The sequence below is a fragment of the Acidovorax sp. BLS4 genome, from assembly GCF_032929295.1.
Classification (GTDB): domain Bacteria; phylum Pseudomonadota; class Gammaproteobacteria; order Burkholderiales; family Burkholderiaceae_C; genus Paracidovorax.
The window spans coordinates 433,550-456,292 of sequence record NZ_CP136797.1; the positions used below are offsets into that span (position 1 = coordinate 433,550).

The 22,743-nt window shown below is 67.2% G+C and carries 21 protein-coding genes and 1 tRNA gene; 12 read left to right on the forward strand and 10 right to left on the reverse strand.

The window, feature by feature from the left end; translation table 11 throughout:
* Positions 1 to 119 precede the first annotated feature (119 nt).
* On the reverse strand, positions 120 to 833 hold the full coding sequence (gene radC / locus R1Z03_RS02085) for a DNA repair protein RadC (protein ID WP_317356454.1): 714 nt from the start codon (positions 831 to 833) through the stop codon (positions 120 to 122).
* Positions 834 to 926: 93 nt separating this feature from the next.
* Here radC and R1Z03_RS02090 point away from each other — a divergent pair, with 93 nt between their 5' ends.
* The 3 genes from R1Z03_RS02090 to R1Z03_RS02100 all read left to right on the forward strand — a co-directional run bounded on the left by R1Z03_RS02090 (position 927) and on the right by R1Z03_RS02100 (position 3,985).
* Complete coding sequence (locus R1Z03_RS02090; RefSeq protein WP_284408153.1) at positions 927 to 1,415, forward strand: peptidylprolyl isomerase; 489 nt, start codon at positions 927 to 929, stop codon at positions 1,413 to 1,415.
* 4 nt (positions 1,416 to 1,419) lie between these two features.
* Positions 1,420 to 2,415, forward strand: coding sequence for a 4-hydroxy-3-methylbut-2-enyl diphosphate reductase (gene ispH, locus R1Z03_RS02095; protein ID WP_284427615.1), 996 nt, complete (start codon positions 1,420 to 1,422; stop codon positions 2,413 to 2,415).
* 247 nt (positions 2,416 to 2,662) lie between these two features.
* Entirely contained in the window at positions 2,663 to 3,985 is a 1,323-nt protein-coding gene (locus R1Z03_RS02100; protein WP_272567714.1) for a hemolysin family protein, read from the forward strand.
* A gap of 156 nt (positions 3,986 to 4,141) precedes the next feature.
* On the opposite strand, the gene R1Z03_RS02105 is transcribed toward R1Z03_RS02100, so the two are convergent.
* Positions 4,142 to 4,816, reverse strand: a complete 675-nt coding sequence (locus R1Z03_RS02105; protein WP_284429591.1) for an HPP family protein — start codon at positions 4,814 to 4,816, stop codon at positions 4,142 to 4,144.
* 286 nt (positions 4,817 to 5,102) lie between these two features.
* On the opposite strand from R1Z03_RS02105, the gene R1Z03_RS02110 reads away from it, so the two are divergent.
* Entirely contained in the window at positions 5,103 to 6,047 is a 945-nt protein-coding gene (locus R1Z03_RS02110; protein WP_317356461.1) for a threonine/serine dehydratase, read from the forward strand.
* 30 nt (positions 6,048 to 6,077) lie between these two features.
* Here R1Z03_RS02110 and R1Z03_RS02115 read toward each other — a convergent pair whose 3' ends face one another.
* A complete protein-coding gene (locus tag R1Z03_RS02115) occupies positions 6,078 to 6,506 on the reverse strand; it encodes a VOC family protein (protein ID WP_284405457.1) in 429 nt (142 codons plus the stop codon).
* A gap of 88 nt (positions 6,507 to 6,594) precedes the next feature.
* On the opposite strand from R1Z03_RS02115, the gene serS reads away from it, so the two are divergent.
* The 5 genes from serS to R1Z03_RS02140 all read left to right on the forward strand — a co-directional run bounded on the left by serS (position 6,595) and on the right by R1Z03_RS02140 (position 10,370).
* Positions 6,595 to 7,905, forward strand: a complete 1,311-nt coding sequence (serS, locus tag R1Z03_RS02120; protein ID WP_317356466.1) for a serine--tRNA ligase — start codon at positions 6,595 to 6,597, stop codon at positions 7,903 to 7,905.
* Between the two features lie 57 nt (positions 7,906 to 7,962).
* Positions 7,963 to 8,523, forward strand: coding sequence for a methyltransferase domain-containing protein (locus tag R1Z03_RS02125; protein WP_317356468.1), 561 nt, complete (start codon positions 7,963 to 7,965; stop codon positions 8,521 to 8,523).
* 122 nt (positions 8,524 to 8,645) lie between these two features.
* Positions 8,646 to 9,158, forward strand: a complete 513-nt coding sequence (locus R1Z03_RS02130) for a DUF1993 domain-containing protein (RefSeq protein ID WP_317356471.1) — start codon at positions 8,646 to 8,648, stop codon at positions 9,156 to 9,158.
* A 50-nt stretch (positions 9,159 to 9,208) separates the two neighbouring features.
* A tRNA-Ser gene (locus R1Z03_RS02135) sits at positions 9,209 to 9,298 on the forward strand.
* Between the two features lie 358 nt (positions 9,299 to 9,656).
* A complete protein-coding gene (locus R1Z03_RS02140; RefSeq protein WP_317356474.1) occupies positions 9,657 to 10,370 on the forward strand; it encodes a DUF5343 domain-containing protein in 714 nt (237 codons plus the stop codon).
* A 616-nt stretch (positions 10,371 to 10,986) separates the two neighbouring features.
* On the opposite strand, the gene R1Z03_RS02145 is transcribed toward R1Z03_RS02140, so the two are convergent.
* From R1Z03_RS02145 to R1Z03_RS02155, 3 genes are all read right to left on the reverse strand, one after another.
* Positions 10,987 to 11,532 (reverse strand): RNA 2'-phosphotransferase, encoded by a 546-nt coding sequence (locus tag R1Z03_RS02145; RefSeq protein ID WP_317356477.1) that lies wholly within the window; start codon positions 11,530 to 11,532, stop codon positions 10,987 to 10,989.
* Between the two features lie 38 nt (positions 11,533 to 11,570).
* Positions 11,571 to 12,875: a tryptophan--tRNA ligase gene (locus R1Z03_RS02150; protein WP_317356479.1), complete on the reverse strand. Its 1,305-nt coding sequence runs from the start codon at positions 12,873 to 12,875 to the stop codon at positions 11,571 to 11,573.
* A gap of 85 nt (positions 12,876 to 12,960) precedes the next feature.
* Entirely contained in the window at positions 12,961 to 13,629 is a 669-nt protein-coding gene (locus R1Z03_RS02155; protein ID WP_272565547.1) for a site-2 protease family protein, read from the reverse strand.
* A gap of 184 nt (positions 13,630 to 13,813) precedes the next feature.
* Between R1Z03_RS02155 and R1Z03_RS02160 the strand changes: the two genes are divergently transcribed.
* A complete protein-coding gene (locus R1Z03_RS02160) occupies positions 13,814 to 15,013 on the forward strand; it encodes a methyl-accepting chemotaxis protein (RefSeq protein ID WP_317356481.1) in 1,200 nt (399 codons plus the stop codon).
* Positions 15,014 to 15,206: 193 nt separating this feature from the next.
* Positions 15,207 to 16,229, forward strand: coding sequence for an N-acetylmuramoyl-L-alanine amidase (locus R1Z03_RS02165; protein ID WP_372588229.1), 1,023 nt, complete (start codon positions 15,207 to 15,209; stop codon positions 16,227 to 16,229).
* 22 nt (positions 16,230 to 16,251) lie between these two features.
* Here R1Z03_RS02165 and R1Z03_RS02170 read toward each other — a convergent pair whose 3' ends face one another.
* Positions 16,252 to 16,887 carry an L-threonylcarbamoyladenylate synthase gene (locus tag R1Z03_RS02170; RefSeq protein ID WP_317356483.1) on the reverse strand — a complete coding sequence of 212 codons (636 nt, stop codon included), beginning with the start codon at positions 16,885 to 16,887 and terminating at the stop codon, positions 16,252 to 16,254.
* An 11-nt stretch (positions 16,888 to 16,898) separates the two neighbouring features.
* Positions 16,899 to 17,762 carry a 3',5'-nucleoside bisphosphate phosphatase gene (locus tag R1Z03_RS02175; RefSeq protein ID WP_317356486.1) on the reverse strand — a complete coding sequence of 288 codons (864 nt, stop codon included), beginning with the start codon at positions 17,760 to 17,762 and terminating at the stop codon, positions 16,899 to 16,901.
* A 184-nt stretch (positions 17,763 to 17,946) separates the two neighbouring features.
* Between R1Z03_RS02175 and R1Z03_RS02180 the strand changes: the two genes are divergently transcribed.
* Complete coding sequence (locus R1Z03_RS02180; RefSeq protein WP_317356488.1) at positions 17,947 to 19,809, forward strand: methyl-accepting chemotaxis protein; 1,863 nt, start codon at positions 17,947 to 17,949, stop codon at positions 19,807 to 19,809.
* 202 nt (positions 19,810 to 20,011) lie between these two features.
* Here R1Z03_RS02180 and recJ read toward each other — a convergent pair whose 3' ends face one another.
* A complete protein-coding gene (gene recJ / locus R1Z03_RS02185) occupies positions 20,012 to 21,727 on the reverse strand; it encodes a single-stranded-DNA-specific exonuclease RecJ (RefSeq protein WP_317356490.1) in 1,716 nt (571 codons plus the stop codon).
* Positions 21,724 to 22,695, reverse strand: coding sequence for a phosphoglycerate mutase (locus R1Z03_RS02190; protein ID WP_317356493.1), 972 nt, complete (start codon positions 22,693 to 22,695; stop codon positions 21,724 to 21,726). The genes recJ and R1Z03_RS02190 overlap by 4 nt, the downstream gene beginning before the upstream one ends.
* Positions 22,696 to 22,743 lie beyond the last annotated feature (48 nt).

Consider the following 22,743-nt stretch of genomic DNA (forward strand, 5'->3'; position numbering starts at 1 on the left):
AGTGACTTTCAGGCAATTGAATTGATTAACCAATTGTTAATCAATCGGCAATGCTGCGCGGCGAGGGGGCTGGAGTCGGCAGGCAGGCCGCCACCCCGGCAGCCCAGCCCGCGAGGGTCCTACAGCAGCCCGGATTCGGCCATCGACAGCGCGTTGCCAGGCGCCACGATCACGTGGTCGAGCACGCGCACGTCCACCAGCGCCAGGGCGTTCGTGAGGGTTTTGGTGAGGTTTTCATCCGCGCGGCTGGGCTCCACGCTGCCGCTGGGGTGGTTGTGGGCCAGCACCACTGCAGCGGCGTGGTGGTGCAGGGCGCGTGTGACGACCTCGCGGGGGTACACACTGGCATGGGTGAGCGTGCCGCGGAACATTTCGTCCAGGGCGATCATGCGGTTCTGGGCGTCCAGGAACATCACGGCAAAGACTTCGTAGCCTCGGCCGGCCAAGTGCAACTGCAGATAGTGCTTGACCTCTGTCGGCGAGCCGAATGTTTCGCGTTCAGGCAATTGCTCGCTCAACACACGGCGGGCCAGTTCCAGAACGGCGACAAGGACGGTGCGCTTTGCAGGGCCCAACCCCTTGATGCGCTTCAAGTCATCCACGCTGGCATGCAGCAGGCCACTGATGCTTCCAAAGCCTCCGGCGGGACGCCCTGAGGCTGCATCCACGGTGGTCGGCGCCAGCAGTTCGCACGCCATCTCCATCACCCCTTTGCCGGCGATGCCCGTGCGCAGCAAGATCGCCAGCAGTTCCGCATCCGACAGCGCGGCAGGGCCCCGCTGCAGCAGCCGTTCACGGGGCCGGGCGTCGGCAGGCATGGTTTTCATGAGCATGGTGCGGCAGGTCCGTTGGGGCGGCGGCATGGCCGCGCGCGGGGCAGGGAATGGGCGGGTTTCTACAATGGCGGCCAGTTTATCGGGACTCTCATGACCACCCTCGCCCCCACCTCCCTCGTTGCCTCTCCCGCCGCCGCTCCCACCGTGCAGGCCGGTTCCTTCCTGACCCTGCACTATCGTCTGGCCGGCCCGGCGGGCGACGTGATCAACACCTTCGGCGACAAGCCGGCCACCCTGTCGCTGGGCGCGGGCGAGTTGTCCCCCGCCATGGAGCAGTGCCTGATCGGCCTGCCCGAGGGCACCCGCACCACGTTCACCCTGCCCGCGGGCGAGGCCTTCGGCGACCGCAACCCCGACATGCAGCAGTGGGTGGCGCGCAAGCTGCTGGCCGAGCTGGGCGACCCCGACGAGCGCTACACGGTGGGCGACGTGGTGCAGTTCCCCACGCCGGACGGGCTGGGCAGCTACGCGGGCGTGGTGCTGGCGGTGCGCGAGGACGGCGCGGTGCGCTTCGACTTCAACCACCCGCTGGCGGGGCAGCCGGTCACCTTCGAGGTGCAGCTCATCGGGGTGCTCTGACGCCATGCAAAAACCCCAGGAAATCGTTCTGGCCGAGCCGCGCGGCTTTTGCGCGGGCGTGGACCGCGCGATCGAGATCGTCGAGCGCGCGCTGCAGAAGTTCGGCGCGCCCATCTACGTGCGCCACGAGATCGTGCACAACACCTACGTGGTGAACGACCTCAAGGCCAAGGGCGCGATCTTCATCGAGGACCTGGCCGATGTGCCGCCGGGCTCCACGCTGGTGTTCTCGGCCCACGGCGTGAGCAAGGCGGTGCAGACCGAGGCGGCCGAGCGCGGCTTCAGCGTGTTCGATGCGACCTGCCCGCTGGTGACCAAGGTGCACGTGGAGGTCGCCAAGCTGGCCAAGGAGGGCTACGAGTTCATCATGATCGGCCACAAGGGCCATCCCGAGGTGGAGGGCACCATGGGCCAGCTGGACCATGGCATCCACCTGGTGGAGGACGTGCAGGACGTGGCCCGCGTGCAGCCCGGGCAGACGGCCAAGCTGGCCGTGGTGACGCAGACCACGCTGTCGGTGGACGACGCGGCCGAGATCAGCGCGGCGGTGCGCGCGCGGTTCCCGAGCGTGCGCGAACCCAAGCAGCAGGACATCTGCTACGCCACGCAGAACCGGCAGGACGCGGTCAAGGTGCTGAGCCCGCAGGTGGACCTGGTGATCGTGGTGGGCAGCCCCACCAGCTCCAACAGCAACCGGCTGCGCGAGCTGGCGGCGCGCCTGGGCACCCGGGCCTACATGGTGGACAGCGCCGAGGAGCTGCGCGCCGAATGGTTCGAGGGCGTGGCCCGCGTGGGGCTGACGGCCGGCGCCTCGGCCCCCGAGATCCTGGTGCGCCAGGTGATCGACCGCATCAAGGCGCTGGGCGCCGTGTCGGTGCGCAAAATGGACGGCATCGAGGAGACGGTGAAATTCCCGCTGCCCAAGGGCCTGCGCATCGATGCGGCCACGGGGCTGGCGATCACCGAGCGCACGCCGGAGACGGGCCCCGCAGGGCATTGAAATCGATTGGTCATCGGTTTGCTATTAATTTAATAGCTATATGCCCTAGTACTTATTGCGCTGGAGGCCATTTCGATGCTTGGTCTCTGGCGCCTGCCACGGGCCCTGTTCCGGCAGGGACAGGGCGCAAATACCACGCTGGCGCCCCAATGTCCCTACGCGGGCGGCCCCTATGACCCCACGGCGGGTGTGACTTCTTACAATTTGCGGTTGATTCACTCTGAGGGAACCCATTCGTTCCCTGTCTATGGAAATAGCAATACTGTTCGCCCTCATCCTGCTCAATGGCCTGTTTGCCATGTCGGAACTGGCGCTGGTCACGGCGCGCAAGACCCGGCTCCAGAAGCTGATCGATGAGGGCGATAGCGGCGCGGTCGCTGCCGTCAAGCTGGGCGAAGACCCGACCCGATTCCTCTCCACCATCCAGATCGGCATCACCTCCATCGGTGTGCTGAACGGTATCGTCGGCGAAGCCGCGCTGGCCCAGCCATTGGGCGAATGGCTGCGCACGCTGGGGCTGGAGGCCAAATACGCCAGCTACCTGGCCACCGGCCTGGTGGTGATGCTCATCACCTACTTCTCCATCGTCGTGGGCGAACTCGTGCCCAAGCGCCTGGGCCAGAGCCATCCGGAAGTCATCGCCCGCCTGGTGGCCCGCCCGATCAACTGGCTGGCCATCGCCACCAAGCCGTTCGTGAAGCTGCTGTCGATGTCCACGCAGGGCCTTTTGCGCCTGCTGGGCGTGAAGGAGAACAACGCCAGCGCGGTGACCGAGGCCGAGATCCACGCGGTGCTGGCCGAAGGCACGAGCGCCGGCGTGATCGAGTCGCACGAGCACCAGATGGTGCGCAACGTGTTTCGCCTGGACGACCGCCAGATCGGTTCGCTGATGGTGCCGCGCGCCGATGTGGCGGTGCTGGACGTGGAGGACTCGTTCGAAGAGAACCTCAAATGCATCGAGGAGTCGGACCACGCGCGCTTTCCCGTGGTGCGTGGCGGCATGGAAAACGTGCTGGGCGTGCTGAACGCCCGCCAGTGGCTGTCGCGCTCGCTGCGCGAGCAGGCGCGCGACCTGGCCACGCAGCCGCTGCAGACGGCGCTGTACGTGCCCGAGACGATCACTGGCATGGAGCTGCTGGACAACTTCCGCCAGTCCGACCTGCACATGGCGTTCGTGATCGACGAATACGGCGAAGTGCAGGGCATCGTCACGCTGCAGGATTTGATCGAGGCCATCACGGGCGAATTCCACGCCCGCGACCCCGAAACCTCCTGGGCGGTGCAGCGCGAGGACGGCAGCTGGCTGCTGGACGGCCACATCCCCGTGCCCGAACTGAAAGACCGCCTGAACCTGGACGCCGTGCCCGAGGAAGACCGCGGCCGCTACCACACGCTCAGCGGCATGGTGATGCTGCTGACCGGCAAGCTGCCCCGCGTGACCGACACGGTGCAGTGGGAGGGCTGGCAGTTCGAGGTGGTGGACATGGACGGCAAGACCATCGACAAGGTGCTGGCGAGCCCGCTGCCCTCGGTGGAGATCGCCGAGCCCGAGGCGATTTCAGCCGAGTGATCCGCCGAGCGATTCGCCCATCGGGGGCGCGGCCCGTGGCGCCAGCTGCGGGCTGACTCGATTCATCAAGAACCCGCGTGGCTGCCAGGCCCCGCGGGTTTTTTCATGCGCGGTGGCGGTGCTGCGCCGCGGCAGCGGGCGGTGCCGCGGGCCGCTTCAGCTCCAGAGGTCCAGGGGCGGGTCGGCCGCGACGGCGCGAAGGATGTCGGTGCGCGAGATGAAGCCGGTCATGGTGCCGGCCTCGTCGGTCACCGGCAGGCCGGGCAGGCCGGTGTCGAGCAGCACGCCCGCCACCCGGCGCAGTTCGGTGTCGGCGGCCACGGTGGGCACGGGGCTCACCATGATCTCGGAGACGGGCCGGCGCGCCAGATCGATGGCCGCCTTCACGCTGCCGGGCTCGGGCAGCAGATCCAGCGGCGCCATGTCGGCGCGCAGCAGCAGCCCGACCACGTGGCCCGCGGCGTCGACCACGGGCGCCTGGGCGATGCGGTGCTCCGCCAGCGTGGCCCAGGCGTCGTTCACGCGGATGTCGGGCGGCACGGTGAGGGCGCCCACGGTCATCACGTCCTGCACGCGCGACAGCGGCTGGCGGGGCACCTGCGGGCCCTGCTCGGTCTGCGCGTAGGCGCTCACGGCCTCCTGCGCGCGCAGGTTCACCGGGGCGGGGTCGGGGGCCGGCGCGGGGACCGGGGGGAACGGATCCGCCTCGGGGTCGGCGGAGCGGGTGCGCAGTGCCTGGGGTCGCTGCACCCGCCGCACGGGCGCCACCTGCGCCAATTGCTCCGGCCCGCCGCGGTACATCTGGCCCGAAGGCCCGAACACATAGAACATCGCCATCTCCTGCCATGCCGCTGCACCGGCGTGCACACCGGCGTGCACGCCGCGATCGGCGGTCCATGGTATCGGCAGATGCTGGGGCCGCGGAAAGCCGGGGCATGGCGGGGAGGGCGGCGGGCTTCGATGGCTTCACGTGGCGGGTGTGTGGCGAGTGCGTGGCGGGCGCCTGGTGCGCTGCATACACTCGACGGTTTCGTGTGCCGCAAGCCCGTTGCCCGTCGTTCTTCGTGTGGGGCCGTGCGGGCACGGTCTTTCTTTTCGATTCGCCAAAGGCCCCCTCATGATCGATCGCTCCGCCATCTCCACTGCACACCAGCGCCTGGCCTCACAGGCCGGCTTTCTTCGTACCACCCCGCTGCTGCAGTTGAGCGGCAGCGCGCTGGGCGTGGACTGCGCGCAGGTGTGGCTCAAGCTGGAGCATCTGCAGGTGGGCGGCAGCTTCAAGGCCCGGGGCATGCTGTATCGCATGCTGGCCAACCCCGTGCCCGAGAGTGGCGTGATCATCGCCTCGGGCGGCAATGCGGGCATTGCCACGGCGGCCGCGGCGCGCGCGCTGGGCGTGCGCTGCGAGGTGTTCGTGCCCGAGATCTCGCCGGAGGCCAAGCGCGCCCGGCTGCGGGCCCTGGGCGCCGAAGTGGTGGTGACCGGCGCCGCGTATTCCGAAGCGCTGCAGGCCTGCCTGGCGCGCCAGCAGGCCACCGGCGCGCTGCTCAACCATGCGTACGACCAGCCCGAAGTCGTGGCCGGTGCCGGCACGCTGGCGCTGGAGATGGAAAGCCAGGCGGGCGACCGGTTGCCCGACAGCGTGCTGGTGAGCGTGGGTGGCGGCGGGCTGATCGCCGGCGTGGCTGCGTGGTGCAACGGCCGTGCGCACGTGGTGGCGCTGGAGCCCGAGCGCGCGCCCACGCTGCACAGCGCCCGCGCGGCGGGCCGGCCGGTGGATGTGGAGGTGGGTGGCGTCGCCGCCGATTCGCTGGGTGCCCGCCGCATCGGCGACATCGCCTGGGAGGTGTCGCAGCGCCATGTGCATGCCGCGCTGCTGCTGCCCGACGAGGCCATCCGCAGCGCGCAGCAATGGCTGTGGCGGGAGCTGAAGCTGGCGGTCGAGTCGGCGGCGGCGCTGGGCCTGGCCGCGCTGCAAAGCGGCGCCTACCGCCCGCGCGCCGACGAGACGGTCGGCCTGATCCTGTGCGGGGCCAATTTCGACCCCGCCACGCTGGCCTGAGCGGCGCCGTGCTGGGGCGCGCCTTGGCCTTCAGGCGGGCGGCTGCGCCCCGTCGCAGTTGACCATCCAGCCCACGCCGAACTTGTCCACCAGCGTGCCGAAGTGCGCGCCCCAGAACGTGACGGTGAAGGGCATGCCCACGTGCCCACCCACGGCCAGGCTGTGGAAGATGCGCTCGCCGCGTTCGGCGCTGCCGGGGCAGTTGACCGACATCGAAAAGCCCGCGTGGCCTGCGAACGGCTGGCCCGGCATACGGTCGCTGGCCATGAACCGGTGGCCGCCAGGCACTTCCAGGGTGGCATGCATGATCTTGTTGCGCCAGTGCGCGGGAAGCTGCTTTTCCAGCGGCGAGCCCTCGTAGCGGTGCACGGCGGTGAGGCGCCCTTCCAGGCACTGGGCGTAGAAATCCAGCGCTTGCTCGCAGTTGCCGTCGAAGAAAAGGTACGGTTCGATGTGCATGGAGTCCTCCCTGGGGCAGTGCGGTCCATCCTAAAACGGAAACTCCGGCGCGCCAACCCGGTAAGACGCCCTACTAAAATCGCGGCCTATGCTAGACATCCTCCTCCTTCGAAAAGACCTCGACTCCGCCATCGCCCGGCTGGAGACCCGCAAGAAACCCCAGGCCTTCCTGGATGTCGAGGCCTTTCAGTCCCTGGAGTCCGAGCGCAAGACCTTGCAGACCCGCACCGAGGAACTGCAGGCGCGCCGCAACACGCTGTCCAAGCAGATCGGCCAGCTCAAGGCCAAGGGCGAGAGTGCCGATGCGGTCATGGCCGAAGTGGGCTCGCTCAAGTCGGAACTCGAAACCTCGGCCGCCCGGCTGGAGCAGTTGCAGGGCGAACTGCACGCGCTGCTGCTGGCCGTGCCCAACCTGCCGCACGAGAGCGTGCCCGTGGGCGCGGACGAAGCCGCCAACGTCGAGGTGCGCCGCTGGGGCACGCCGCGCGCCTTCGACTTCGCGGCCAAGGACCACGTGGACGTGGGCACGCCGCTGGGGCTGGACTTCGACATGGGCGTCAAGCTGTCGGGCTCGCGCTTCACCGTGATGAAGGGCCCCATCGCCCGCCTGCACCGTGCGCTGTCGCAGTTCATGCTCGACGTGCAGACCCAGGAGCACGGCTACACCGAGTGCTACGTGCCTTACGCCGTCAATGCCGATTCGCTGCGCGGCACCGGGCAGCTGCCGAAGTTCGAGGGCGACCTCTTCGCGGCCAAGAAGGGCGGACAGGACGGCGAGCCCGTGCCCGACCATGCGGCCCTGTACCTCATTCCCACCAGCGAAGTGCCGCTGACCAACTTCGTGCGCGACGTGGTCGTGCCCGAGTCGGACCTGCCCATCCGGCTCACGGCGCACACGCCGTGCTTTCGCTCCGAGGCCGGCAGCTACGGCCGCGACACGCGCGGCATGATCCGCCAGCACCAGTTCGACAAGGTCGAGATGGTGCAGATCGTGCACCCCGACAAGAGCTACGAGGCGCTGGAGGCCATGACGGGCCATGCCGAAGCCGTGCTGCAGAAGCTGGGGCTGCCTTACCGCGTGATGAGCCTGTGCACGGGCGACATGGGCTTCAGCGCCGCCAAGACCTACGACCTGGAAGTGTGGCTGCCTGCGCAGAACACCTACCGCGAGATCAGCTCGGTGAGCAACTGCGAGGCGTTCCAGTCCCGCCGCCTGCAGGCCCGCTTCAAGAACGCGCAAGGCAAGAACGAGCTGCTGCACACGCTCAATGGCTCGGGCCTGGCCGTGGGTCGCACCCTGGTGGCCGTGCTGGAGAACTACCAGCAGGCCGATGGCAGCGTGGAGATTCCGCCAGCGTTGCGCCCCTACCTGGGCGGGCTCGCTTCCCTGGCCGCATAGGCCGCAGGCAGCGCCGCGCAGAATGGCTTTTTTGCACAATGGATGGATGAGAGGGCCATGAAGCTCAACGTCGGCTGCGGTCGCAATACCCTCGCAGGGTGGCTGAACCTGGACAGCCAGGCGTTGCCCGGCGTGGACATCGTCGCGGACCTGGACGCCTGCGCGGCCACGCCCTTGCCGCTGGCGGACGGGAGCGTGGAGGAGTTTCTGCTGTCGCATGTCCTGGAGCACATCCCGAAGGTGCTGCCCATGATGCAGGAACTGCACCGCGTGGCCCGGCACGACGCGCGCATGGTCATCCGTGTGCCCCATGGCGCCAGCGACGATGCCTTCGAGGACCCGACCCATGTGCGCCAGCTGTTCCATGGGTCCTTCGGGTATTTCTCCCAGCCCTATTACTGGCGGGCGGATTACGGATACCGCGGCGACTGGATCACCGACCGCATCGAGCTGACGGTGGCGCAGCGCCTGCGCGGATTGACCCACGAGCAGATCTGGGAATGCATCCAGAGCCAGCGCAACGTGGTCGTCGAGATGGTGGCCCATCTGCGTGCGGTGAAGCCGGCTCGCATGCCGTTGCGCGACTTGCAGAACGTGCCGCAGATCGTCCTGGTCTGAAACACCATCGGACTGGGTGTTTCAGGGGTTTTGCCGCTCCGATCGTGCACCAGCAGCCCATTGCTGGTGTACTTGCGATCCGTCGGCGTTCTGCCGGCCCTCTTTTCAAGGATCGACCCGCGATGACCTCTTTCATGTACAGCGCCAGCGTGCCCGTTTTCAAGCAGATGCTTGGCTCGCTGGGGGATGTAGTCTCCAAGACCGAAGCCCACGCGACCGCACGCAAGATCGACCCGGACGCTTTGCTGCAGGCCCGGCTGTTTCCCGACATGTTCCCGATGGCGCGGCAGGTGCTGGTCGCGTGCGATTTCGCCAAGGGCATCGCCGCAAGGCTGGCCGGCGTGGACGTGCCATCGCTGCCCGATGCAGAACGGCCGGGTTTTGCTGACCTGCGCACCCGGATCGACACCGTGCTGGCGTTCATCGAAGGCCTGCCCACCGAGGCTTTCGAAGAGGCCGCTGCCCGCCAGATCATCCTGCAGCCCGGCACGCCGCGCGAAAAGCAGTTTGCCGGCCAGCACTACCTGCTGCACTACGGCCTGCCACAGTTCTTCTTCCACGTGAATGCCACGTATGCGATTGCACGGCACAACGGGGTGGAACTGGGCAAACGCGACTACATGGGAAAGTATTGAGTCGGTCGGAAGGCTGAAACTTCCTGCTAGAATCCCGGCTTCGACACACAGGAGAGGTGGCAGAGTGGTCGAATGTACCTGACTCGAAATCAGGCGTAGTGGCAACACTACCGTGGGTTCGAATCCCACCCTCTCCGCCAGTAAGTAAGCAGAAACGGGCCCTCGCGGCCCGTTTTTCATTTCTACCCATCAAACTACCCAGCGCCCAGAGTCGTTCGCGGCCTTTCACAACGAACGCCCCAAGCTTCAGTATGGTCTCGTGCCCGCAAAGGGGCTGATAGGGGTCTTTCGTCTTTGCCGGATGCTGGCTTGAGATCTCTTGCTGATATAGAAGTACGTTGCGCACCTTCTTGGCGCAGTGTTTTTACGTGCAGACGGTCGGAGCCAATGCGTGCCAACAAGGCGCGCCAGGTGTTTGCCGTAAAATTTACGTAGATTCATGTTGCCATCCGGCAAATCAGTGATTACACTTTGCTTCGTCTGGCAACAGGAGATTGTGTGGCTACCGAAAAAATTGCAGCACCCCCGTATGTTTCGTTCAAGTCGTTCATCAATTTTATGAACGCTCGGCGAGAGGACGGGCACACCACCACCGTTGTGGACAAGTCCTTGATGAGCAATCTCTCGGGATCAACCGCCAATGAGCTTCTTCAGGCAATCAAGTATCTGAGGCTCGTAAAAGAGAGCGGAGAGGCCAATGCTTCATACGAGTTGTTTGTGAGGGCAACTGACGAAGAGCGTGGAGTGATGATGAGTGATTTGATCCGAGAGGCGTATCCGTACATCTGGAGTACGCCTGGATTTGACCTTGAACGTGCCACGAGCGCGCAAATGGCGGACGTGTTTCGTGGACAAAATGTCAATGGCAGCACTCTCTCTCGCGCTGTGGCTTTTTTCCTAGCGGCAGCGCAGCTTGCTGGCATAAAGGTCTCTCCCAGTATCAAAGCGCAACCGCGCCCTAAAACACCATCAAGCAAAACCAAAAAGGACAAAGAGGCACCTGCGACTCAGCCCCTTCCTACGGTTCGGCAGGAAGACGGTCACCCTGCATTGGGCATGCAGTCGTTTGAGATTCCGATTCCAATCAATCGGAAAGTGAAGATACACATACCAGCTGAGTGGTCGGCAGCCGACTGGGACCTGTTCCAACAGATGCTCGGTGCATACATAGCTGGTTGGAAGGCGATGATGCCAGAGCAAAAAGAAAGCTGATGCGACTTTCTCTAGGTGCAATGCTCCGACGTTACCGAGCTTTGCAGTATGCAGTTCTTTATGAAAGGGGGAGGCTCTTTTTGCCTGCCGTAGAACGAGAGAAGCCGCTAGGTATGAGCTAGCGGCTTCTTCGGGGTCAGGGCGCGAGTCCCATCACCAGTCTTGGCGGACACCGGAATTGTACGTGGTTCCGGGGTGGAGGACAAATGCGTGCCCTACTTGTCTAGCACTCGTGAGGAATCATCATGCGCATTTGTGCATATCCCAAGAGTGTGCATGTTCGTTCGTATGTTCGCCTCCGGTTTGGCCGGTTAGAACATGTGTGTGAGCATTGCCGCTCGTTTCCTGGGCAGATGACGTTGTTCGACTGATGTTGATTGGGCTCTGGCTTGGGTGCCAGGGCCCTCTTTGTTGGGACCCATTGAAAACGTGTGAATCCACACCCCATGACACGACACGATAGGCATTATTGGTAATCACCCTCTCCGCCAGCAAGTAAAAAATAGCGCCCTCCGGGGCGCTTTTTTGTTGCCTGTTCATAAACGGTCAACGCTAGCAATGGGCCTAAAAATTGAGATGAACGGTGTTTTCTGTGGCGTTCCCCACCACCGCCTACTCAAAAGCCAATGAAGCAGGTCGGCACGCCCTCTGTGAGCCAGACGCCATTCTCGGCTTGGTAGAACCGTTGCCCTTGGCCGTGCATGGCGGCTGCTGCGATGGACAGCACCACGGGCTGCCCGTATCGCTGCCCCACGCTGGCCGCCGTCTGCGCATCCTCTGAAAGATGCACGTGGTGCCGCGAACCCGGCAGCAATCCTTGCTGGCGGATCGACTCCAGAAACCGGGTCGCAGTGCCGTGGTACAGAACAGCGGGCGGCGTCTTTTCCTCCATGCGGATCGACACGGTGGGGGTGGAGTGCCCTTGCACCGCGCGGATGCTGGAGCCATCTTCCGAAATCGAAAACCGCTTTTTGTCGCTGGTCACGACGACCTGCTCTATCAATGCACGGTCCAGCGCACGACCGTGCTGGGCCGCCGCCGCGATCAATGTGTCGATGGGGGCCCAGCCCTCGCGATCCAGGGTCAGCCCGATGGATTGGGGCTCATGGCGCAGAACGTAGCTGAGAAACTTGCTGGTTTCGGCGAGTGGCTGGGTGCTCATGGAAAACGCTTGGGCTGCTTATCCGGCCTGGCGGCCCGTCACTCTGCCGCTGCGGCGATCAATGCCTGCAGGGCCTCGTCCACTTCGCGGTTCTCGACCCCCTGCTGCGGCACCAGGCAGGCTGTCAGCGCCTGCAGTGCTCCCGCTTCCTTCTGCAGCCGTGCAATGGCCTGCCCCGCATCGCGCGGCGCATCAAAGCCGGTGCTTTGCAAAAGCACCCGGCCATCCGCCGCGACCAGCTTGAAGTAGAACTTGCCGTCCGCTTCGCGGTACTGCTTGAACGACGGCAGCGCCGCCTTGGCGGGCTTGGCCTGTGCGGGCGCCGCCAACGCGGCGGTGCGCAGGCTGCGCAGCCCCACGGCCCCGCGCAGGTCGCGCATGAACGGCGTGGCGATGGCGCGTGCGCGTTCGGCGCCGGCCAGCAGGGTGTCCTCGATCTGCGAGGGGTCGGCCATCAGTGCTTCGTAGCGCGCGCGCATGGGGGCGATGACCTGGTCCACGCGTTCGAACAGCACCTGCTTGGCGTCGCCCCAGGCGATGCCTTCGGCGTATTGCCGGTGCAGCGCGGCGGTTTCCGCTTCGGTGGCGAAGGCTTGGTAGATCTGGAACAGGGCCGAGCCCTCGGTGTCCTTGGGTTCGCCGGGCGCGCGCGAGTCGGTGAGGATGCCGCCGATGAGCTTGCGCAGCTGTTCGCGTGACGAGAACAGCGGGATGGTGTTGTCGTAGCTCTTGCTCATCTTGCGGCCATCGAGGCCGGGCAGGGTGGCCACATGCTCGTCGATGGCGGCCTCGGGCAGCACGAAGCGCTCGCCGTACAGGTGGTTGAAGCTGGCCGCCATGTCGCGCGCCATCTCGATGTGCTGCACCTGGTCGCGGCCCACGGGCACCTTGTGGGCCTTGAACAGCAGAATGTCGGCGCCCATGAGCACGGGGTACATGAACAGGCCGGCGGTCACGCCGTCATCGGCCTCGCGGCCGGCCGCGGTGTTCTTGTCCTGCGACGCCTTGTAGGCATGGGCACGGTTGAGCACGCCCTTGCCGGTCACGCAGCTCAGCAGCCAGTTGAGTTCGGGGATTTCCGGAATGTCGGACTGGCGGTAGAAGGTGACGTGCTCGGGGTTCAGCCCGGCGGCGAGCCAGCTGGCCGCGATCTCCAGCGTGGACCGCTGGATGCGCACCGGGTCTTCGCACTTGATGAGCGCGTGGTAGTCGGCCAGAAAATAAAAGCTCTGCACGCCGGGCTGCAGGCTGGCCGCGACGGAGGGGCGGATGGACCCGACGAAGTTGCCCAGGTGCGGCGTGCCCGTGGTGGTGATGCCGGTGAGAAAGCGCGTGGTGGTCATGAAAGCAAGATCCGCAGAAAACAAAGAAAAAGAGAACCGCAGCCGCGGGCCTGTCGGCACCGCGACCTTCAGTTGCGGGTGCCGATCAGCGCAGCATCGCCATCAGGGGCGTCAGCAGCAGGTTGATGGCCGAGTAGCCCAGCGACATGAGCGGGCGCAGCCAGACCGCACCCACCACGCCGGCCACGACCAGGGCCAGCACGATGAAGAACCCGTAGGGCTCGATGCGCGACACCATTTGCGCCTGCTTCCAGGGCAGTAGGCCGACCAGGATGCGCCCACCGTCCAGCGGCGGCAGCGGAAACAGGTTGAAGGCCCACATGACGAGGTTGACCAGCATGCCGGCGCGCGCCATCTCCAGGAAAAAGCGCTCCTGCACGCCGAAGCCGACCAGCGCGATGAGGAACACCGCCCACAGGATGGCCTGGAAGAAATTGGAGGCCGGCCCCGCCAGCGCGACCCAGATCATGTCGCGCTTGGGGTTGCGCAGGTTGCCGAAATTCACCGGCACCGGCTTGGCGTAGCCGAACAGAAATGCCCCCGACGTGGCGAAGTACAGCAGCAGCGGCATGAGGATGGTGCCGACCGGGTCGATGTGCTTGAGCGGGTTGAGCGTGATGCGGCCCATCATGAACGCGGTCTGGTCGCCGAAGTGGCGCGCGGCGTAGCCGTGGGCGGCTTCGTGCACCGTGATGGCGAAGAGCACCGGCAGTGCGTAGATGAGAACGGTTTGGATGAGGTTGGAGAAGTCCACCGGGCGATTGTCTCAGACACCGGCGAGGGGCCTTTCCCGCGGCATAAGCGCAACTACGGAGGGCGCCCGGCGCGATCGTTGATAGCATGGCACGGCATGTTGCAAAACGTAGCCTGTGCACACTGCCGGGCGCCGGTGGCTGCCTGCGATAACGACATACAACAGGCATAGGAGACAGTCGATCATGGGCTTGGACAGGCTGAAGATTGGTACGCGGCTGGTGCTGGCGTTCGGGGCGCTCGCGGCGCTGATGGCACTGCTGGTGGTCGTGGGGCTCACCGACATCGGGCGGGCGCAGGCGTCGCACCGCGCGGCGTTGCAGTTGGCGGGCGGCCTGGCCGACGCGCAGCGAATGCCGCTGGTGCAGGCCGTTCAGGCGGCGCAGGGGCAACTGGACGACGTGCGGGTGTGGCTGCTGGTGCTGGGCGGGCTGGTGTTCGCGGTGGCCATTGCCGCGTTCCTGCTGCTGCGCCAGGGCATCGTGAGCCCCCTGGCCCAGGCCATCGTCATCGCCGAAACCGTGGCGGCGGGCGACCTGAGCAAGGAGTTCAGCTCCGACCTGCAGGGCGATTTCGGGCGGCTGCTCGGGGCGTTGGGCACGATGGAAGACACCTTGACCGAGCTGGTCTCGCGCATCAAGCAGTCCACCGATGCGATCACGCTGTGCGCGGGCGACATCGATTCGGGCAATTCCGATCTGTCGCGCCGCACGCAGGAGCAGGTGTCCTCCCTGACCGAGACGGCCGCGAGCATGGCGCAGCTCACCTCCACCGTGCGCCAGAACGCCGACCGGGCGCGCTCCGCCAGCGGCCTGGCCGTGGCCGCGTCCGCCACGGCCGAGCGCGGCGGGGCGGTGGTGGGCGAGGTGGTGCAGACCATGCAGGCCATCAGTGGCAGCTCGCACAAGATCGTGGACATCATCCAGGTGATCGAGGGCATCGCGTTCCAGACCAACATCCTGGCGCTCAACGCCGCCGTGGAGGCCGCCCGCGCGGGCGAGCAGGGCCGGGGCTTCGCGGTGGTGGCCTCCGAAGTGCGCAGCCTGGCCCAGCGCAGCGCCGTGGCGGCGCGCGAGATCCGCACACTGATCCAGGAGTCTGTGCAGCAGGTGCAGAACGGCACCGGTCTGGTCGGCCAGGCGGGCAAGACGATGCAGGAGATCGTGCACGACGTGGGGCAGGTCACTGCCCTGCTGGGGGAGATTTCGCACGCCCTGCACGAGCAGAGCGACGGCATCGCCCATGTGAACCAGGCGGTCGCGCACATGGATGGCGCCACGCAGCAGAACGCAGCGATGGTGGAGGTGGCGGCGCGGGCCGCGTCGGTGCTGTCGGAACGCGCGAACAACCTGCAGCGTGCCGTGGGTGCTTTCAAGCTGGATTGACGGAGCTGCGCGATCAAAAATAAGTTTTGACACACAAGCCCACCGCGGTGAGCGTTGCTCTGCCATAAACTGCGCGCCACGATGTTCGGCTGCGCATGGACAAGGGGGGGCCGGGGTTGCTCTTGTGTGTGGAAATCCGCACGTGCACCGGTGGTCGGTGCCGCCTTCCTGTCCATCAAAACGAAGGTGGTTCATGATTCAGGCAGCAAACTCGACCCTCGTCACACACGACGCAAAGGGACCTCCATCACGAAGGCTATTTCTGGCGCAGGCATCGCGCCTACCTGCCCTTGCCATCATGGCGGGCGCGGGGTCGGGGGCCGCATGCGCGCAGACTGACACGGGGCGGGGCTACGAGGTGGACTCTCAGTTCTCTTCGCCCAACCAGGATTCCAGGGTGCGTACGCTGGTACTGCACTACACGGTGGTTGGATTCGACAGCTCGCTGAGCAAGCTGACGGACAGTGCCGCGCAGGTCAGTGCTCATTACCTCGTGCCCGATGGCGATGCAGTATCCACCGTGTACCAGTTGGTGCCGGAAGATCGTCGGGCCTGGCACGCGGGGAGGAGCTATTGGCAGGGTGACCGCATGCTCAACGCCTGCTCCGTAGGAATAGAGATCGTGAACTCCGGCTTTCCTGAGGCGGACCAGTCGCTGCCTCCGATGCAGCGCCGTTGGGCTCCCTATGGAGAGGCGCAGTTGGTGGCAGTGGGCCGATTGGCCGCCGACATCGTCGCGCGCCATCAAATCCGGCCGCACAAGATCGTGGGCCACTCTGATGTGTCGCCGGGACGAAAACTCGATCCGGGGCCGCTGTTTCCTTGGGAGCGGCTCTATTGCGAGTACCAAATCGGCGCATGGCCGGAGGCAGAGGCCGTGGCGTATTACCTGGGTACCCGGGCTTTCGATGGCGATGTGGCTTCCCTGCAATCCCGGCTGCTGGCCTACGGCTATGACACACCCCAGACTGGCACGATGGATGCGCAGACTGCGAATGTGGTCTCCGCTTTCCAGATGCATTTCCGACCGCGTAACTATGACGGAGTGCCGGACGCTGAAACCGTGGCGATCCTTGATGCGCTTCTAGAGAAATACTTTAACGTTGGCCGGACAACAGGGGCCGCGAAATCCGCGCCATCCTCTGCGCTGGAACAGCCGGGCCACGATATCGGTGAAAAGGGCTTTGACGTATGGCCTATGCCTGACTCCCGATAAGCTGCGCCACCAGAACGCCCCGTCAGAGCCCGAGCGCTACCAAGTTGCCCCGCCCTTCACGCACCACGCGGGGCTCACCGCCGTCGTACATGTCGGTCAGGTCCACCACGGTGGTGGGCTCCAGCGGGCAGGCGCCCGCATCGACGACGGCGTCGATCTGGTGCTCGTAGCGCTCGCGGATCTCGCGCGGGTCGTTCAACGGCAGGGTTTCGCCGGGCGCGATGAAGGTGGTGGCCAGGAGCGGCGCGCCGTGCAGTTCCAGCAGCAGTTGCAGGCCCTTGCGGTCCGGCACGCGCAGGCCGATGGTCTTGCGCTGCGGATGGCTCACGCGGCGGGGCACTTCCTTGGTGGCGTCCAGGATGAAGGTGTAGGGCCCGGGCGTCGCCAGCTTGAGCAGGCGGTACTGCCGGTTGTCCACGCGGGCGTAGTTGGCCAGCTCCGACAGGTCGCGGCACAGCAGGGTGAGGTGGTGCTTTTCGTCCACCCGCCGGATGCGGCGCAGGCGGTCCACAGCCGCCTTGTCGTCCAGCTGGCACACGAGGGCGTAGCTGGAGTCGGTGGGCACGGCCAGCACCGCGCCTTGCTTGAGCAGCGCGGCGCCCTGCTTGAGCAGCCGGGGCTGTGGGTTGTCGGGGTGGACTTCGAAATACTGGGCCAAGGGGAAGGTCCTCAGGCGGCGGTGTGGATGCGGTCTGCCAGCAGGTCCCACACGGGGGTCAATGCGCCGGGCAGCGGGGGCAGGGCGCCCAGGTCGGTGTGCGATTCGTCCGGACTGTGGAAGTCGCTGCCGCGCGACGCGGCGAGGTTCAATTCGGTGGCCATGGCGGCATACACGCCGTACTCGGCCACGGAATGGCTGCCGGTCACCACTTCCACCCCCCGGCCGCCATGCTGGATGAATTCGGTGAAGAGCGCGTACTCGGCGTTCGCGCTGAACTTGTAGCGGGCCGGATGCGCGATGACGGCGATGCCGCCGGCCTCGTGGATCCAGCGCACCGCGTTGCCGAGCGTGGCCCAGCGGTGGGGAACGTAGCCGGGCTTGCCTTCGGTGAGGTATTTGCGGAACACCTCGGAGGTGTCGCGGCACACGCCCGTTTCCACCAGAAAGCGCGCGAAATGGGTGCGGGAGATGAGCTCCGGATTGCCCACATAGCGCAGGGCGCCCTCGTAGGCACCGCGGATGCCCACCTGGGTCAACTGGCGGGACATTTCCATCGCGCGCTCGCCGCGCCCCCCACGGGTGGCGGCCAGGCCCTGGCTGAGCTGTCGGTCGTCCGGATCGAATCCCAGGCCGACGATGTGCACCGTGGTGTCGGCGAAGGTGACCGAGATCTCCACGCCGGTGAGGTAGGGCAGGCCGTGCGATGCGGCGGCGGCCATGGCGCGGTGCTGGCCACCGATCTCGTCGTGGTCCGTCAGGGCCCACAGCTGCACGCCGTTGGCATGCGCCCGGGCGGCCAGTTCCTCGGGCGTGAGCGTGCCGTCGGAAACCACGGAGTGGCAGTGCAGGTCGGCGTTGAGAAGGATGGACACGGATCGATTCTAGGGCGCTGGCCCTCCCGTGTGTCGCAATCTCGCACCAGGTATGGAAAACCCCGCTGACGCCCATCGGCACAACCACTGAAAATGTAAGCAAAAGTGCACGCCGGTAACGCTCCACGCGTTGCATCGTCTGCCGTGCGCTTTTTTGCGCTTCTTCACCTTCGCCCATTTCCCGATGAACTTCCAGAACCTTTCCGTTGGCCGCAAGCTGTGGCTCATCATCCTCGGCCTCATGGGCAGCATGCTGCTGCTGGTCTATGCCCTCGTGGCCTACACGGCCCGCGTGGATGCCGACACCACCGCCATGGTCCAGGCCAATGAAGACCGCATCTCGCTGGCCTTGCGCTGGAAGGGCATGACACAGTTGGCCGTGGAGCGCGTGGTGGTCAGCGCGGTCACCACCGACGAGGTGCTGAGCACCCGCATGAAGGCGCTGGTCAAGAACGACATCGCCGCCATCACCGAGATCCAGAAGAAGATCATCGCGCAGGCCGTGGCGCCCGAGGAAAAGGCCCAGCTCGAACGCGTCTCCGCCGAGCGCACCGCCGTGCTCAAGATCACCGCCCAGGCCCAGGAAGGCCGTGGGGACATCGACGCCACCCGCAAGCTCGTGGACGACACTTTGCTGCCTGCCGTCACCAAGTACATCCAGACCCAGGAGACCTTCGTCGAGCAGCAGGAGGGCCAGCGCGAAGCGGCCAAGGCCGAGGGCCGGCGCCAGCGGGAAAAGGCGCACTGGATCGGCGCGGCGATTGCTGCCCTGGTGGTGTTGCTGGGCGTGTTCCTGGCGTACCTTACGGTGCATTCGATCACCCAGCCGCTGGACCGCGCCGTGGGCCTGGCCGACGCCATCGCCGAGGGCGATCTGACCGTCGACGTGCAGGACGCGCGCAAGGATGAGCTGGGCCACCTGCTTCGCTCGCTGTCCGCCATGGCGGCGCGCCTGCGCGGGGTGGTGGCCGAGGTGCGCTCGGGCGTGGAGTCGGTGTCCTCCGCCTCCACCGAGATCGCCACCGGCAACCAGGACCTGTCCGCCCGCACCGAACAGACCGCCGCCAACCTCGAGGAGACGGCGGCCAGCATGGAAGAGCTGACCGCCACCGTCACCCAGTCCGCCGACACGGCGCGCCAGGCCAACCAGCTCGCGTCCACGGCGGCGCAGGTGGCCGGGCGGGGCGGCGAAGTGGTGGGCCAGGTGGTGACCAGCATGCAGCAGATCACCGACAGCTCACGCAAGATCAGCGACATCATCGGCGTGATCGACGGCATCGCCTTCCAGACCAACATCCTGGCCTTGAACGCCGCAGTGGAAGCCGCCCGCGCGGGCGAGCAGGGCCGGGGCTTCGCCGTGGTGGCGTCGGAGGTGCGCAGCCTGGCGCAGCGTTCGGCCGAGGCGGCCAAGGAGATCAAGCTGCTGATCGACACCTCCGTGCGCAACGTGGAGTCGGGTTCGCAGCAGGTGGCGCAGGCCGGCCAGACCATGGAGGAGATCGTCGGCAGCGTGCAGCGCGTGTCCGACCTGATCGGCGAGATCACCGCATCGTCCACCGAGCAGCGCGACGGCATCGCCCAGGTCAACCAGGCCGTGAGCAACCTGGACCAGATGACCCAGCAGAACGCCGCGCTGGTGGAGCAGTCCAGCGCCGCCGCCACGGCGATGCGCGACCAGGCGCAGCGGCTGTCGCAGGTGGTATCGGTGTTCAACGTGGGGGCGGTGGCCGTGGCGAGGGCGCCGATCCCGGTCCCCGCAAGGCCTGCCGCGCCGCGCCCGGCGCCCGCCGTGGCGCTGAACCGCTCGGCCGCAGCGCCGGCACGCGTCCCGGCAGCCGCTGCTCCGGCAGCGCTCGCCGCGCCAGCCACCCGGACCAGCGCGGCGGCGCCCGCCAAACCTGCCAAACCCGCTGCGGTGGCCGCGCCCCGGGCGCCTTCGGCCAAGGCACCCGCAGCCGCGCCCCGCGGCACCAGCGCCGCCGCAGCGCCGCGCCCGGCCGCGGCGCGGTCGGCGTCTGGCTCCGAGGACGACTGGGAAACGTTCTGAAAAGCCGGAAGGCCGGGTGCGCGCCAAGCCAGGCGCAGGCCCCGGCGCCCGGCACCCGGCCGCTCAACGCGGCAGGGGCTGTTTGCTACAAAATTTATAGCTAATCAGGCAATCGATCCGCCGGCGTGAGGCCTGTTTCCCCATGAATGGGCCCCGGCAGCGCCCGTGCCCGCCGGGCCGCACGATGGCCCGGCGCGGCCCCTCAAAGCTGCGCGCCTTCCACCAGAAACTGCACCCGCCGCTCGCCCTTCCACTCGTTCACGTCCAGCCGGAACGCCAGCAGCACGCGCGAAGGCAGCTGCTCGGTGTGGCCGAACCAGATGCCGTCCACCGGCTGGCCCTGGTGCAGCAGTTTGAGCGACAGGTGGTGCTTGTTCTCGCCCACCAGGCGCTGCGACAGCACCTCCACCTCTTCGCTGAAGGTGGGCGGCGCGAAGCCCTGGCCCCAGACCTCGCGGTGCAGGGTGTCCACCATGTCCGCGCGGCAGTATTCGGGGGCCAGGGGCCCGTCGGTGTCGAGCCGGCGGGTGAGCGTGGCGGCGTCCAGCCACTCCTGGGCGACCTGGGCGAAGGCGCGCTCGAAGGTGGCGAAGTGTTCCTCGGCCACCGTGCAGCCGGCCGCCATGGCGTGGCCGCCGAACTTGAGCAGCGTGCCCGGGTGGCGCTTGGCCACGAGGTCGAGCGCATCGCGCAGGTGAAAGCCCGGAATGGACCGCCCCGAGCCCTTGAGTTCGTGCCCCTTGCCCGGCGCGGCGCTGGCGGCGAAGACGAAGGTCGGGCGGTGCAGCTTGTCCTTGATGCGCGAGGCGACGATGCCCACCACGCCTTCGTGGAAGTCGGGGTCGAACACGCTGATGGCCGGCGGGGGCTCGGTGCCTTCCTCGAACAGGCTCTCGGCCATGAGCAGCGCCTGCTCGCGCATGCCGCCCTCGATCTCGCGGCGCTCGCGGTTGATGGCATCGAGCGTGCGGGCGAGTTCCGCGGCGCGGCCGGGGTCGTCCGTCAGCAGGCATTCGATGCCCAGCGTCATGTCCGCCAGGCGCCCCGCGGCGTTGATGCGCGGCCCCAGGGCGAAGCCGAAGTCGAACGTGGTCGCCACGGGCGCCTTGCGGCCCGCGGCGTCGAACAGCGCGGCGATGCCCGCCGGCATGGCGCCCGCGCGGATGCGGCGCAGGCCCTGCGCCACCAGGCGGCGGTTGTTGCTGTCGAGGCGCACCACGTCGGCCACGGTGCCCAGCGCGACCAGCGGCAGCAGCGGCTCCAGCTTGGGCTGGCTGGCCTTGTCGAACACGCCGCGTTCGCGCAGCTCGGCGCGCAGCGCCATCAGCACGTAGAACATGACGCCCACGCCGGCGATGGATTTGCTTTCGAAGCTGCAGCCGGGCTGGTTGGGGTTGACCATGGCATCGGCCAGCGGCAGCGCGGGGCCGGGCAGGTGGTGGTCGGTGACGAGCACCTGCAGGCCCAGTGCCTTGGCCTCGGCCACGCCGTCCACGCTGGCGATGCCGTTGTCCACGGTGATGAGCATGTCGGCGCCGCGATCGTGCACGCGGCGCGCGATGCTGGGGGTGAGGCCGTAGCCGTCCGCCACGCGGTCGGGCACCAGGTAGTCCACCTGCCGCGCGCCCAGCAGGCGCAGGCCGCGCACGGCCACGGCGCAGGCGGTGGCGCCGTCGCAGTCGTAGTCGGCCACCACGACGAGGCGGCGATCCTGCGCGATGGCGTCGGCCAGCAGCATGGCGGCCTCGCGCGTGCCGCGCAGCGTGTCGGGAGGCAGTAGCCGGGCCAGGCCGTCGTCCAGTTCGTCCTTGCCGCACACGCCGCGGGCGGCGTACAGCCGTGCCAGCAGGGGGTGCACGCCGGCCTGCTCCAGCGCCCAGGCGGCGCGCGGCGGAATGTCTCTTGCTACTATTTTCATAGCAATGTGCCGTAGTCTTTCATGCGCTGGGGCCGAAAAAGGCTTTGAATCCTTTGCACGAATCCGCGCGGCCCCGTCTGCCAGGTGAGCGCGCTGCGCTCGCCGCACAGCGTGAGCCGCGCCGCGCCGCCGGCGGCCACGCGGTCGGCCAGCCGGGCGACCGCGCCGCTGTCCAGCGCCTGCCAGGCGGCGCGCCAGGTGCGCCAATCCTCGGCCAGGGCGGCATCGCGCAGGGCCATGGGCATTTCGGGCGGCGGGGCCGCCGGTGCCACGCCCGCGGCGGCGGGCGGCAGCGACCCGGTGCCGTGCACCCAGAAGGAGTTGACCGGCCCCAGGCCCTGCGCCGCACGCGCGTCGTTGAAGGCATGGGTGTAGAGCAGCATCTGCATTTCGCTTTGCAGGCGGTGCAGCAGGCGGGCCTTTAGCGCATCGGGCATCCAGGCGCGCACGTCGCGCTGGATCACGCGGTCCAGCGAGGCGGTGGCGAGCCCTTCGAACACGGCGCCGCGCGCCAGCCAGCGCGTGGGCTGCTCATAGGCGAGCACGATGCCGTCCTCGGCGAACCAGGGCGCCACGATGGCCAGCAGCGCGCGCGATGCGGCCTCGTCCAGGCGCAGCGCGGCCGGATCGCCGACGGTGACGTGCTCGGTGGTCACGCGCCATTCGCAGGGCGTGACGAAGGCCCAGGCCGTGCCGCCATCGCCATCGGCGCCAGTGACGCCGGTCTGGCGCTGGTGCCAGGCGGCCCAGGGCGCCTGGCGGCGGGTGGCCGGCAAACCCAGGTGGCGGGCCAGGGCGCGCTCGTGGGGGGGGATGAAATCGGTCTCGTCTCCGGGGTCGGTGGCGGGGGCCGGCAGGCGGGCGAGCAGCCGGTCGAGGTGGGGCAGGGCGAGGTCCTGCAAGGCCTGCTGGCATCCGTCCGAGGGGCTGGCCGCGAACGGAATGAGCAAATGGGGGGTGTCCGACATGGGCGTATTGTCCGGGATGCCACAATCGGCGCCGCCCGGTGGCCGACA